The 13,469-nt window shown below is 56.4% G+C and carries 14 protein-coding genes; 7 read left to right on the top strand and 7 right to left on the bottom strand.

Annotated features, from left to right (window positions below; translation table 11 throughout):
- Positions 1-174: 174 nt before the first annotated feature.
- Positions 175-1,539, top strand: a complete 1,365-nt coding sequence (locus tag AAZT04_RS00980; protein WP_434678696.1) for an MFS transporter — start codon at positions 175-177, stop codon at positions 1,537-1,539.
- 201 nt (positions 1,540-1,740) lie between these two features.
- On the opposite strand, the gene AAZT04_RS00975 is transcribed toward AAZT04_RS00980, so the two are convergent.
- Positions 1,741-2,232, bottom strand: coding sequence for a YajQ family cyclic di-GMP-binding protein (locus AAZT04_RS00975; protein ID WP_020825482.1), 492 nt, complete (start codon positions 2,230-2,232; stop codon positions 1,741-1,743).
- A 167-nt stretch (positions 2,233-2,399) separates the two neighbouring features.
- On the opposite strand from AAZT04_RS00975, the gene panE reads away from it, so the two are divergent.
- Positions 2,400-3,311, top strand: a complete 912-nt coding sequence (panE, locus tag AAZT04_RS00970; RefSeq protein WP_334647697.1) for a 2-dehydropantoate 2-reductase — start codon at positions 2,400-2,402, stop codon at positions 3,309-3,311.
- Positions 3,274-3,864 carry a protein deglycase YajL gene (yajL, locus tag AAZT04_RS00965; RefSeq protein WP_020825480.1) on the top strand — a complete coding sequence of 197 codons (591 nt, stop codon included), beginning with the start codon at positions 3,274-3,276 and terminating at the stop codon, positions 3,862-3,864. The genes panE and yajL overlap by 38 nt, the downstream gene beginning before the upstream one ends.
- 33 nt (positions 3,865-3,897) lie before the next feature.
- On the opposite strand, the gene thiI is transcribed toward yajL, so the two are convergent.
- Positions 3,898-5,346, bottom strand: coding sequence for a tRNA uracil 4-sulfurtransferase ThiI (gene thiI, locus AAZT04_RS00960; protein WP_020825479.1), 1,449 nt, complete (start codon positions 5,344-5,346; stop codon positions 3,898-3,900).
- 232 nt (positions 5,347-5,578) lie between these two features.
- Here thiI and xseB point away from each other — a divergent pair, with 232 nt between their 5' ends.
- The 4 genes from xseB (at position 5,579) to AAZT04_RS00940 (ending at position 9,751) form a co-directional block, all read left to right on the top strand.
- Positions 5,579-5,842, top strand: coding sequence for an exodeoxyribonuclease VII small subunit (gene xseB, locus AAZT04_RS00955; RefSeq protein ID WP_020825478.1), 264 nt, complete (start codon positions 5,579-5,581; stop codon positions 5,840-5,842).
- A gap of 5 nt (positions 5,843-5,847) precedes the next feature.
- Positions 5,848-6,768 (top strand): (2E,6E)-farnesyl diphosphate synthase, encoded by a 921-nt coding sequence (gene ispA, locus AAZT04_RS00950; RefSeq protein WP_020825477.1) that lies wholly within the window; start codon positions 5,848-5,850, stop codon positions 6,766-6,768.
- Between the two features lie 34 nt (positions 6,769-6,802).
- Positions 6,803-8,668, top strand: a complete 1,866-nt coding sequence (gene dxs, locus AAZT04_RS00945) for a 1-deoxy-D-xylulose-5-phosphate synthase (RefSeq protein WP_020825476.1) — start codon at positions 6,803-6,805, stop codon at positions 8,666-8,668.
- 108 nt (positions 8,669-8,776) lie between these two features.
- Entirely contained in the window at positions 8,777-9,751 is a 975-nt protein-coding gene (locus tag AAZT04_RS00940) for an aldo/keto reductase (protein WP_115059858.1), read from the top strand.
- Between the two features lie 46 nt (positions 9,752-9,797).
- Here the strand turns inward: AAZT04_RS00940 and pgpA are convergent, their stop codons facing one another.
- The 5 genes from pgpA to ribD form a co-directional block, all read right to left on the bottom strand.
- Complete coding sequence (gene pgpA, locus AAZT04_RS00935) at positions 9,798-10,292, bottom strand: phosphatidylglycerophosphatase A (protein WP_041414271.1); 495 nt, start codon at positions 10,290-10,292, stop codon at positions 9,798-9,800.
- 1 nt (position 10,293) lies between these two features.
- On the bottom strand, positions 10,294-11,277 hold the full coding sequence (gene thiL, locus AAZT04_RS00930) for a thiamine-phosphate kinase (RefSeq protein ID WP_048759611.1): 984 nt from the start codon (positions 11,275-11,277) through the stop codon (positions 10,294-10,296).
- A 52-nt stretch (positions 11,278-11,329) separates the two neighbouring features.
- Positions 11,330-11,746, bottom strand: a complete 417-nt coding sequence (nusB, locus tag AAZT04_RS00925) for a transcription antitermination factor NusB (RefSeq protein ID WP_020825472.1) — start codon at positions 11,744-11,746, stop codon at positions 11,330-11,332.
- A 20-nt stretch (positions 11,747-11,766) separates the two neighbouring features.
- On the bottom strand, positions 11,767-12,237 hold the full coding sequence (gene ribH / locus AAZT04_RS00920; protein ID WP_012005513.1) for a 6,7-dimethyl-8-ribityllumazine synthase: 471 nt from the start codon (positions 12,235-12,237) through the stop codon (positions 11,767-11,769).
- Between the two features lie 119 nt (positions 12,238-12,356).
- Positions 12,357-13,466: a bifunctional diaminohydroxyphosphoribosylaminopyrimidine deaminase/5-amino-6-(5-phosphoribosylamino)uracil reductase RibD gene (gene ribD / locus AAZT04_RS00915; RefSeq protein WP_174573823.1), complete on the bottom strand. Its 1,110-nt coding sequence runs from the start codon at positions 13,464-13,466 to the stop codon at positions 12,357-12,359.
- Positions 13,467-13,469: the final 3 nt, after the last annotated feature.

Genomic DNA, 13,469 nt, shown 5'->3' with positions numbered 1-13,469 from the left:
TTAGCGGCCCATTTTATTTGTCTCGCAGAAAAACCGACGAACTGTAATATCTGCTAAACAACATTAGATTTACCCCCCCTGCCCTTCACACTAAAATGACGCAGTTTTAACAGAAGCTATCCCATCAGGCGTTATCACCGATAACCTGACGGAATGGCTTTTAATGAGGTTTTAATGAACGATAATGCAATGACCCCGCTGGAACGACGGGCGACCTGGGGATTAGGAACGGTATTCTCACTGCGCATGCTCGGCATGTTTATGGTGCTGCCGGTACTGACCACCTACGGTATGGCGTTGAACGGCGCCAGCGAAACGCTGATCGGTATCGCCATTGGCATTTACGGCCTGGCGCAAGCGGTGTTCCAAATTCCCTTCGGCCTGATTTCCGACCGCATCGGCCGCAAGCCGCTGATTGTCGGCGGGCTGTTGATCTTCGCGCTGGGTAGCGTGATCGCCGCCGCCACCGACTCCATCTGGGGGGTGATCCTCGGCCGGGCATTGCAAGGCTCAGGGGCTATCGCCGCAGCGGTAATGGCTCTGCTGTCTGATTTGACCCGGGAACAGAACCGTACCAAAGCGATGGCATTCATCGGCGTCAGCTTCGGTATTACCTTCGCCATCGCCATGGTGGTCGGCCCGATAGTCACCCACGCTTTTGGTCTGCATGCGCTGTTCTGGATGATTGCCGTGCTGGCATTGGCCGGTATCGTCATCACCCTGGCGGTCGTGCCTTCCGCCAGCAGCCACGTGCTGAACCGCGAATCCAGTATAGTCCGTGGCAGTTTCAGCAAGGTGTTGAGCAATTCCCGCCTGCTGAAACTGAATTTCGGCATCATGTGCCTGCATATCTTGTTGATGTCCAGCTTCGTGGCACTGCCATTAGCGATGGAAAAAGCCGGTTTGGCGCCCAGCGAACACTGGATTGTCTATCTGGTCACCATGCTGGTGTCTTTCGCCGCCGTAGTGCCGTTTATCATTTATGCCGAAAAGAAGCGCCGCATGAAGCAGGTGTTTATGGGCTGCGTGGCGGTATTGTTCTGTGCTGAAGTGCTGCTGTGGCTGTCTGGCACGCATCTTTGGGGCATTATTGCCGGCGTTCAGTTGTTCTTTATGGCGTTCAACGTGATGGAAGCGATCCTGCCTTCCCTGATCAGTAAAGAGTCGCCGGCGGGCTATAAAGGCACGGCCATGGGGGTTTACTCCACCAGCCAGTTTATCGGCGTGGCGATTGGCGGCAGCCTGGGAGGATTTCTGTACGGCCTACAGGGCGCGGGATTGGTCTTTATCGCCGGGGCAGTTTTAGCCGCCATCTGGTTTATGGTCAGCAGTACCATGCAGGAACCGCCGTACGTGAGCAGCCTGCGTATTACGCTGTCGGAACTGGCAGTGAAAGACTCGGCGTTGGAAAGCCGCCTGAAGGCCCAGCCGGGTGTAGCAGAAGCGATTGTGGTGCCGGAAGAGCGCAGCGCCTACGTAAAGGTCGATACCAAGCAAACCAACCGCGGTCAGTTGGAAGCGCTGGTGAATTCGCTGTAAAGAAAAGGGCCGGCAAGCCGGCCCCCAGATTACTGACAAAGTCCTTTGCAGTTAAAAGTCCTGACCTTGGGGCTAATAAAAACAAAGGATTATATCTTCTGATTTACCCCAAACATCCGAAAACCACGTTTTTCGGGTGTTTGTCATCAGACTAAGGGCCGGCAAGCCGGCCCCATCAATATATTGTTCTTGGCGAAAGGATCAGTCGCGGAAGTTTTTGAACTGGAAAGGCTGCCCCAGATCGGCACCGCGCACCAGCGCCATCACGCCCTGCAGGTCATCGCGTGATTTACCGGTTACCCGTACTTCATCCCCTTGGATCTGCACCTGAACTTTCAGCTTGCTGTCTTTGATCAGCTTGACGATTTTCTTCGCCTGGGCGGCTTCAATACCCTGCTTTAGCTTGGCTTCCACACTGTAGGTTTTGCCGCTGTGGGTCAGCTCCTCGGGGATCTCCAGCGCGCCGCCGTCAATGCTGCGCTTGCTGAGTTTTTCACGCAGAATATCGAGCAGTTGCTGCACCTGAAAATCAGATTCGCTGGCGACTTTAATGCTTTCGTTTTTTTCGTTCAGCTCAAAGCTGGCCGGTACGTTACGGAAATCCCAACGGGTGCCAAGATCGCGCGTGGCGTTCTCAACGGCGTTACGTACTTCTTGCATATCAATTTCGGAAACAATGTCGAAAGATGGCATACTTCTTCCTCCTGAATTAGAGCCTAATGCGATAGGCGATTTCGATGCCGAGCATGATAACCGCTTTAGCGCCTCAGACAAAATTTGCCGGCCCCGCCGCGCAGCAGAAAAGTCTATAATTATAGGATAGATACTGGGCGTTCTTCCCGTTACCCCAAGGAGTCTGGATGAAAATAACTGTTCTTGGTTGCGGCGCGCTCGGACAGCTGTGGCTCTCCCGGCTTTATCAGCAGGGCCATGACGTACAGGGATGGTTACGAGTACCGCAACCCTTTTGCGCAGTGAACGTCATTGAGCCTGAAGGCCGCTCGTTCAACCGTAATTTGCCCACCAACGATCCTGAACATCTGGCCCAGAGCGAACTGTTGCTGGTCACGCTAAAAGCCTGGCAAGTCTCTGGGGCGGTTAGCGCCCTGCTGCCGAAGCTGCACCCGCGTTGCGCCATCCTGCTGCTGCATAACGGCATGGGCACGCAGGACGAGCTGCCGCCGAACAACCAGCCGATACTGCAGGGTACCACCACCCATGCGGCACGCCATGACGGCAGCACTATTATCCATGTTGCCGGCGGCACCACCCATATCGGCCCGACATCTCCGGCGGCGACTTCGCTCAGCCACCTGGCGGAAGTGCTGCATCAGGCACTGCCTGACGTCGCCTGGCACAACAACATTGCCTCGGCGAACTGGCGTAAACTTGCGGTCAACTGTGTGATTAATCCGTTAACGGCCCTGTATAACTGCCGCAATGGCGATTTGCAGCGCTATCCGGAACAAATTGAGGCCATCTGCCGTGAAGTCGCCGGCGTGATGGCGATGGAGGGTTACCATACCTCCTGCGAAGGCTTACAGCAGTATGTGATGGAGGTGATCCAGAGCACTGCGGACAACGTCTCTTCGATGCTGCAAGATATCCGTACTCAGCGGCATACCGAGATCGACTACATTACCGGCTATCTGCTGCGTCGCGCACGCAGCCACGGCGTGACTCTGCCGGAGAACGCGCGACTGTTTGAATTGATTAAGCGAAAGGAAAATGAATATGAGCGTATCGGCGCTGGTCTGCCTGGCACCTGGTAGCGAAGAAATCGAAGCCGTCACCACGATAGATCTGTTGGTTCGGGCGGGCATCAAAGTCACTACCGCCAGCGTAGCCGGCGATGGCGACCTGACTATTGTCTGCTCACGCGGCGTCAAGCTGCTGGCAGATGCGGCGCTGGTGTCTATTGTCGATGATCCCTTCGACGCGATAGTGCTGCCCGGCGGTCTGAAAGGTGCCGAGTGTTTCCGCGACAGCCCGCTGCTGGTGGAGAAAGTGCGTCAGATGCATCTTCAGGGCAATATCGTCGCCGCCATTTGTGCCGCACCCGCGCTGGTGCTGCAACATCACGATCTGTTCCCCGTCGGCAATATGACCGGCTTCCCGGGGCTGAAAGAACAGATCCCGGCCGATAAATGGATGGAACGACGTGTGGTATACGACGCGCGCGTTAACCTGCTCACCAGCCAGGGGCCGGGAACTTCGATGGAGTTTGCGCTGAAGCTGATTGATCTACTGCTGGGGAAAGCCAAAGCGGCGGAGATTGCCGCTCAGTTGGTCTTGATTCCGGGGATGTACGACTTTCGCGATTAAATCACAGGGGCGGTTAACCCGCCCCTGGATTGATTACGGACGGTAGACCTTGACGTTGTTGTAGCCCTGCTCCAGCAAATACAGCGCCTGCAAGCGGCTCATTACGCCACGCTCACAGTACAGCAGGTAGGTTTTGCTCTGGTCCAAATCGCCAAACTGGGTGCTGAGTTTGTAGAACGGCAGCGGTTTCACCTCAACCTGATCCAGCTTCAGCGGCTTGTCTTCCTGCTCGTCATTAGAACGAATATCCAGAATCACCTCGTCAGCGCCAAACGCCGCCACGGTTTCCACTTCGGTAACCTGTTCCTGCGTCTGCTCGGCGATGGTGCGGATGTCCACGTTCTTGGCTTCGCTGACCACGCGATCGAGAATGCTGAAGTCAAAGTGAGCTTCTTCTTCTTCGATTTTGGCTTTGACCGCCTTCACCGTTGGGCTTTTCGAGATCACGCCGCAGTATTCCGGCATAGTCTTGGCGAAGTCTTCGGTGCCAATCTCACGCGCCACTTTGATGATGTGCTCTTTGTCGTGGGAGATCAGCGGACGCAGAATCAGCGTATCGGATGCGTTGTCGATCAAACGCAGGTTAGTCAGTGTTTGGCTGGAAACCTGACCCAGCGCCTCACCGGTCACCAGAGCCTGCACGCCATAACGCTCCGCTATCTGTGAAGCGGCGCGCACCATCATGCGCTTAAGCACCACGCCCATTTGACCGTCTTCGACCTTCTCGAGGATCTCGCCGACCACAGGTTCAAAATCGATGGCGATAAAGCGCACCTTGTGCGAACTGGCAAAACGGTTCCACAGGTAGTGAGCCACCTGCCGTACGCCAATTTCATGCGCGGCGCCGCCCAGATTGAAGAAGCAATAATGCACGCGGCAACCACGGCGCATCAGCATATAGCTGGAAACGCCCGAGTCGAAACCACCGGAAATCAGCGACAGCACGTCTTCCTGAGTGCCCACCGGATAACCGCCAATGCCTTCACGACGGGCTTTGACCAGCATCAGCTTGTCGTCTTCGATTTCCAGGTTAACCGTCACCTGCGGGTGCGACAGTTTAACGCGCGCGCTCTCAATGTGCTGGTTCAGACCGCCACCGACGTAACGCTCAACGTCTTGCGAATTGAAGTCCTGCTTGCCGCGGCGCTTTACGCGCACGCAGAAAGTTTTCCCCTGCAGTTGCTCGCGGTAGGCTTCCAGCGTCTGCTCGAAAATATGGTGGATATCGGTATATTCGCGGTCTTCCACTTCCAGAATGTGATGAATGCCGGGAATGCGCGTTAACGCGTCGGCAATTACCGGCCGCTGGTTTTCATCTTTGGCGCGAACTTCGATATGATCCCAGTGACGGACGACCGCCAGTGTTTCATCATACTGCTTCAGGACGTTACGGATACTGGTCGAGAGGATCTTGATAAAGCGCAAGCGCACAGATTGGCTCTTGATGGTGATTTCCGGGAACAATTTAATGATAAACTTCATGGCGGTCTTTATTGTCAGAATTACGAGGGAAAAGGATTTACAATGTATATGCGATTGATAAAACCCACGGGGTTGCCGAATGTTTTATCAATCGCATTTGCGGCGCAGAGTATATCACTATCTGGTGAGCCTCGGTGCACAAAACCACACATGCGCGCCATGATTTGCCAATCAAGATCCGCTAGGATAGGCTCTGGCGCCACTGTTCACATGATGATGTAAAAAGAAAATTATGCCGAAAAAACCTGCACAATCAGACAGTACAGAGCAAAACGTCAGCTTTGAGAGCTCCCTCAGCGAGCTGGAAAACATCGTGACGCGTCTGGAATCGGGTGAGTTACCGCTGGAAGACGCGCTGAATGAATTCGAACGCGGCGTGCAGTTGGCGCGTCAGGGCCAGCAGAAGCTGCAGCAGGCGGAGCAACGCGTGCAAATTTTGCTTAACGACAGCGCCGATGATGCTGCGCTGACGCCTTTCACACCGGATGCCGAGTAATCACCATGTCCGAAACTGTCCAACAGACCGCTTTTTCTGACCAGTTGCAGGCCTTGCGCCAGCGGGCCGACCGCACGCTGCTGGATTTTATCGCACCGTTGCCATTCAACGATGGCAATATGGTGGCGGCAATGCGTCACGGTGCACTGCTGGGCGGGAAACGCCTGCGTCCGTTTCTGGTGTACACTACCGGGCAGATGTTTGGCGTATCATTGAATAATTTGGATGCTCCCGCGGCTGCGGTAGAATGCATCCACGCCTACTCGCTGATTCACGACGACTTGCCGGCCATGGACGACGACGATTTGCGTCGCGGTCAGCCAACCTGCCACATCAAATTTGGCGAGGCCAATGCCATTCTGGCCGGAGATGCGCTTCAAACGCTAGCATTCACCATTCTGGCCGATGCCGACATGCCCGATGTGGCGCTGCGCGATCGGTTGGCGATGGTTTCCGAACTGGCCACCGCGAGCGGCGTTGCCGGCATGTGCGGTGGGCAATCGCTGGATCTGGAAGCCGAAGATAAACAGATAGGTCTGGAAGCGTTGGAACAGATCCATCGCCACAAAACCGGCGCGTTAATTCGCGCAGCAGTTCGCCTTGGGGCCTTGGCCGCCGGTGAACCTGGCCGTAAAGCGCTACCGCAGCTTGACCGATACGCCGCCGCGATAGGCCTGGCGTTTCAGGTGCAGGATGATATTTTGGACGTGGTCGGCGAAACCGAAAAAATCGGTAAACGCCAGGGGGCGGACCAGCAACACGGAAAGAGCACCTATCCAGCTTTGCTCGGGCTTGACAGCGCGAAAGCAAAAGCGTGGGATCTCTATCAGGAAGCTTTAGCTGCATTAGACACTTTGGCAGCACAATCTTATAACACAGCGCCATTGCGAGCGTTAGCCAGCTTCATTATTGAACGCGACAATTAACGTGTGACGTTAACTCCTCTGATATGAGTATCGAATGAGTCTTGATATAGCCAAATACCCGACCCTGGCGCTAGCGGAAAATCCCGATGAACTCCGTTCGCTGCCGAAAGAGAGCCTGCCGAAACTGTGTGATGAACTTCGGCAATACCTGCTGGACAGCGTCAGTCGTTCCAGCGGCCACTTTGCCTCCGGGCTGGGTACCGTCGAACTGACGGTGGCGTTGCACTACGTGTACCAAACCCCCTTCGATCATCTGGTGTGGGACGTGGGTCATCAGGCTTACCCGCATAAAATTTTGACCGGTCGCCGCGACAAGATCTCCACCATTCGCCAGAAAAATGGCCTGCACCCTTTCCCATGGCGTGCGGAAAGTGAGTATGACGTGTTGTCGGTTGGTCACTCCTCGACTTCGATCAGCGCCGGTCTCGGCATGGCGGTAGCTGCGGCTCGCGAAGGCAAAAACCGCCGTACGGTTTGCGTTATCGGCGATGGCGCCATCACCGCCGGTATGGCATTTGAAGCCATGAACCACGCCGGTGATATCGATCCGGATATGCTGGTGGTGCTTAACGACAATGAAATGTCGATTTCGGAAAACGTCGGTGCGCTGAACAATCATCTGGCGCAGCTGCTGTCCGGCAAGCTTTACTCCACCCTGCGTGAGGGCGGTAAAAAAGTGCTGTCCGGCCTGCCGCCAATCAAAGAGCTGGTCAAGCGTACCGAAGAACACTTGAAAGGCATGGTCGTGCCGGGCACGCTGTTTGAAGAGCTGGGCTTTAACTACATTGGCCCGGTCGACGGCCATGACGTTCAGGGACTGGTCGCTACGTTGAAGAACATGCGTGACCTGAAAGGCCCGCAACTGCTGCATATCATGACCAAAAAGGGCCGTGGATACGCACCGGCAGAAAAAGACCCGATCAGCTTCCACGCGGTACCCAAATTCGATCCTGCCAGCGGTACCCTGCCGAAAAGTGCCGGCGGCCTGCCGACCTATTCAAAAATCTTTGGCGATTGGCTGTGCGAAACCGCAGCCAAGGACAGCTCACTGATGGCGATTACCCCGGCAATGCGTGAAGGCTCGGGCATGGTGCAATTCTCCCGCGACTATCCGCAGCAATATTTTGACGTAGCGATCGCAGAACAACACGCGGTGACCTTCGCTGCCGGGTTGGCAATTGGCGGCTACAAGCCGGTGGTGGCGATTTACTCCACCTTCCTGCAGCGCGCTTACGATCAACTGATCCACGACGTCGCGATTCAAAATTTGCCGGTGATGTTTGCCATCGATCGCGGTGGTATTGTCGGCGCTGACGGCCAGACTCACCAGGGTGCGTTCGATCTGTCATTCATGCGCTGTATCCCGACCATGGTGATCATGACGCCAAGTGATGAGAACGAATGCCGCCAAATGCTCTACACCGGTTATCACTATAACGAAGGCCCAAGCGCCGTACGTTATCCTCGCGGTACGGGTACCGGCGCGCCGCTGGAACCTCTTAGCGCGCTGCCGATCGGCAAAGGCGTTGTCCGCCGTGAAGGTGAAAAACTGGCGATCTTGAACTTCGGCACCTTGCTGCCGGAAGCTGCGCAGGTGGCGGAAGCGCTCAATGCCACGCTGGTGGATATGCGCTTCGTAAAACCGCTGGACGAACAGCTGGTGCTGGAGCTGGCAGCCAGCCATGACGCGCTGGTCACGCTGGAAGAAAACGCCATTATGGGCGGTGCCGGTAGCGGTGTTAACGAGTTGCTGATGGCCAAGCGTCGCGCTATCCCGGTACTGAATATCGGCCTGCCGGACAGCTTTATCTCACAAGGCAGCCAGGAAGAGGTGCGTGTCGATCTGGGTCTGGATGCCGCAGGGATACAGCAGAAGATTGAGGTCTGGCTGGCGCAATAATTTTCGCGCCTGATTTGACCGACGCCTCCGCATTGCGGGGGCGTTTTCATTTGCGTCGCCCGAAAACCCGCTACAGTTATAGTTCTGTGCTGATACCGGGAGGAAAGCATGAAGTATCTGAAACTGGGCAATACCGACCTGAACGTTTCCCGCATCTGCCTCGGCTGCATGACCTACGGTGAACCCGACCGTGGCAACCATGCCTGGACGCTACCGGAAGAAAGCAGTCGCCCGCTGCTGAAACAGGCGCTGGATGCCGGCATCAACTTCTTCGATACCGCCAACAGTTACTCAGATGGCAGCAGCGAAGAGATCGTCGGCCGGGCGCTGCGCGATTACGCTCGCCGTGACGAAGTAGTGCTCGCCACCAAAGTCTATTTCCCGATGAGCAATCTCGAGTCTGGGCTATCGCGCGCTAAAATCATGCAGTCCATCGACGATAGCTTGCAGCGACTGGGCACCGACTACGTTGATCTGTTGCAGATCCACCGTTGGGACTATGAAACGCCGCTGGAAGAAACGCTGGAAGCGCTGCATGAGGTGGTGAAAGCCGGCAAGGCGCGTTATATCGGCGCGTCTTCGATGTACGCCTGGCAGTTCGCCAAGGCACTTTATACCGCCGATCTGCACGGCTGGACGCGTTTTGTCAGCATGCAGGATCAGTACAACCTGATCCAGCGGGAAGAAGAGCGAGAGATGCTGCCGCTGTGCGCCGCCGAGGGCATCGCGGTGCTGCCCTGGAGCCCGCTGGCACGTGGGCGCCTGACCCGCCCATGGGGTGAAACCACCGCGCGACTGGTGTCCGATCAGGTCGGCAAAAACTTGTACGATGAAACCGAAGGCATTGACGCCATCATCGCCGAACGCGTGGCAAGCATTGCGCAAGAACGCGGCGTATCTCGGGCGCAAATCGCTTTGGCATGGCTATTGAGCAAGCCGGTCGTCAGTGCGCCAATCATCGGCGCGTCACGTCATGAACACCTGGAAGACGCCGTCGCTGCCGTCGATCTTGAATTAACACCGGAAGAGATAGCCGAGCTGGAAACGGCTTATGTGCCGCATCATGTGACAGGATTTGAATAGTACAGTGAGTATCAAGGGCGCAGCATGATGAACTGCGCCCTTGTCATCAGAACAGCCCGGCAGGCCAGTGATGACCAATCAGGTAGATGATACCGGCGGAAATCACCCCGGCGACGATGTCGTCGATCATAATCCCCATGCCACCGTGCACGTTGCGATCGAACCAACGGATCGGCCACGGCTTCCACATATCCAGAATGCGGAAAATCACAAAGCCCGCGGCAACCCACTGCCAGTCGTTGACCGGCAGCGCCATCAGCGTGATCCACATCCCGACAAATTCGTCCCAGACGATGCTGCCGTGATCATGGACCTTCATATCTTTGGCCGTCTGGTGGCACAAATAAACGCCGATGCAGATGCTGAACATCACCAGCAGCGAATAGAGTTGCCACGGCAGTTGGATCAACAACAACCAGAACGGGATCGCCGCCAGCGACCCCATGGTGCCCGGTACCACCGGTGACAAACCGCTACCGAAGCCGGTTGCCAACAGGTGCCACGGATTGCTCATCCGCAAGCGACGTGTTGCTTCATCCATGTTACGCCTGCCCTTCGCTGAAATGATCGAAACCGTGCCATGGCAGCTCAACCGCTTCATCGTTGCGATAGAACTTGATGCCTTCCGAAAGCGGGCCAATCTGACCAATGCAGGTGTAATCCGCGCCCAAATGGCTCAACGCCACTTCCAACGCGCCGCGATTGATCTCCGGTACGGTGAAGCACAGCTCGTAATCCTCTCCGCCGGTCAACGCCCAGCGTAACGCCTGTTCAGCATCGGTGTGGCTGCTTAGCGCCTGCGACAGCGGCAGCTCATCCAAATTGATGCGCGCACCGCACTCGGAGGCTTTCAATATGTGCTTCAGATCGGAAATCAGACCGTCCGAAATATCAATCGCCGAGCTGGCCAGATCGCGCAGCGCCTGCCCTTGCAGCACCCGCGGCTGGGGTCGCAGATGGCGCCCAATCAGGTAATCGCGAGCGTCAGCGTCCGCCACCTGCAGGCGATCCTGCAAAACAGCCAACCCGGCGGCACTGTCACCCAGCGTACCGGTGGTGTAGATCCAATCGCCAATACGTGCGCCGCCACGGGTCAACGCCCGGCCGGCCGGGATCAGACCGTGGATCGTCAGCGTCATGCTCAATGGGCCGCGCGTGGTATCGCCGCCAATCAACTGCATGCCGTAATAATTAAGTTGTTCGAACAGACTGTCGCTGAACGCCTTCAACCAGGGCTCATTCACTTCCGGCAGGGTTAATGCCAGTGAAAGCCAGGCTGGATCCGCGCCCATAGCCGCCAGATCGCTCAGGTTAACTGCCAACGCTTTGTAGCCGAGATCGGCCGGATCGATGTCCGGCAGGAAGTGAACGCCCGAAACCAGGGTATCGGTACTGACGGCCAAAAGCTGTTTTTCTGCCACTGTCAGGAGTGCGCAGTCATCTCCAATGCCCAACTGTACGTCCCGGCGCAGACTCTTAAACCGGTCAAAATAGCGGGCAATGAGGTCAAATTCGCCACATGCCATGGTCGATGTTCCAATAGAAGAAATTAAGGCCGGGGATACCGGCCTTAATTTTTTATTTTTTCTTGCGGATGCTTGGTGCTGCTTTATCCAGCACGCCATTCACAAACTTGTGGCTGTCTTCAGCGCCGAAGGTTTTCGCCAGCTCGATCGCTTCATTGATAGCCACCTTGTACGGCACGTCCTCACGCATTTTCAGCTCAAACAGCGCAATGCGCAGAACGGCTCTTTCCACCTGGCCCAGCTCTTCGAGCTGACGCGACAGGTAAGGTGCCATCAGGCCATCCAGCAGACCTGCATTCACCGCCACGCCGGACAGCAGCTCCCGAAAATAGGCGATGTCCACATCTTTGACATCTTGCTCCGTCAGGAACTGGTGTTCAACATCGGCAATGTCATTTTTAGACAACTGCCAAGAGTAAAGCGCTTGAACAGCGCACTCACGAGCGCGGCGACGAGCAGCAGGTTTCACGGAATTCCCCTTAACTAAATTCAGGCTTTAATAGCTTTGATAACATTAATCATTTCAAGTGCGGTCAGAGCAGCTTCAGCACCCTTGTTGCCCGCTTTGGTGCCGGCACGTTCGATAGCCTGTTCGATGCTCTCGGTTGTCAGCACGCCAAAGGCAACCGGGATTTCAGTGTTCAAAGAAACACTGCCCAGGCCGGAGCTGGCTTCGCCCGCGACATATTCGAAGTGCGCGGTGCCCCCACGGATAACGGTGCCCAGTGCAATAACCGCATCGTATTTGCCGGTGTTAGCCAGCACGCGTGCAGTCAGCGGCAGCTCGTAAGCGCCCGGGACCCAGACAACGGTGATGTTGTCGTCAGCAACCTGGCCAATGCGCTTGAGTGCATCGATAGCACCTTGCAGCAGGCTGTCGTTGATGAAATTGTTAAAACGTGCAATTGCGATCGCCACACGGGCATTTGGAGTAGCAACAACACCTTCGATAACTTTCATGGGCTTTCCTTAAAAATGGGTTCAATACCCCGCAGGGGGGCGGATTCTATCACATTCTTTATCTGCCTGCGCGGGCGGTTTTGTAAAACGCTGACCGCCCCGGCTCGCGGGCATTAAATTCAGTATTTTGCCTTCAACCGCAGCCGCAAATCGGGGCCAATTTGCCGTACTTCGCTGAAAACAAACTCCGGCGCATCGGCCAGACGCTCAAGGCCCGGCAGTTGACACAGACCGCGGCCATTATCGCCCAACAGTTTTGGCGCGATGTACAAAATGAGCTCATCGACCAGCCCCGCCTGCAGCAAGGCACCGGCGAGCTGTGCACCGGCCTCTACCCAGATCGAGTTCACCTGGCGTTTCGCCAGTTGCATCATCATCACCACCAGATCGACTCCGCCGCCGTGCGCCGGAAACGTCAGTTGCTCGACGTCCTGCGGCCAGGTTTGAGCGTCCGCCTGCAGGCGTGCCAACCAGGTTGCACCCGGCTGATTAACCACCCGATGCTGAGGCGTGACGCGATTTTGGCTGTCGAGGATAATGCGCAACGGCTGGCGCAGGTTTTCACGCGGATAAATGCTTTGAGTTTCGGCGTCCAGCTCATCCCAACGAACCGTCAGTGACGGATCATCAGCCAGCACCGTAGCGCTGGTGCTGAGAATCGCGGCGCTTTGCGCCCGCAACCGCTGCACGTCCTGACGCGCCAGCTCAGAGGTGATCCATTGGCTTTCGCCAGAGGCCATTGCCGTGCGCCCATCCAGCGAGGCACCCAGCTTCAGTTGTACATAAGGGAAGCCGGTGCGCATGCGCTTGAGGAAGCCCAGATTCACCGCCTCGGCTTCGGCCAGCATCACACCGTGGCGTACGTCCAGCCCGGCCTGCTGCAGCTTATACAGACCACGACCGGCGACCTGCGGATTAGGATCTTGCATCGCCGCAACCACACGGGTAATGCCGGCGGCGACCAATGCATCGGCACAAGGCGGCGTGCGGCCATGGTGGCTACAAGGCTCCAACGTGACGTAAGCCGTGGCACCACGGGCTTTTTCGCCCGCCATGCGCAACGCATGCACTTCCGCATGGGGTTCACCGGCGCGCAAATGGTAGCCTTCGCCGACGATTTCGCCATCGCGCACAATCACGCAGCCGACGTTAGGGTTAGGTGCCGTAGTAAAACGCCCCAGCCGCGCCAGTTCGAAGGCGCGCGCCATATACAATTCGTCGTTATGCATCAA

It is taken from the genome of Serratia sp. Je.1.23.a (assembly GCF_051129805.1).
GTDB lineage: Bacteria > Pseudomonadota > Gammaproteobacteria > Enterobacterales > Enterobacteriaceae > Serratia > Serratia liquefaciens.
This window is presented reverse-complemented; position numbering and strand designations above follow the sequence as displayed.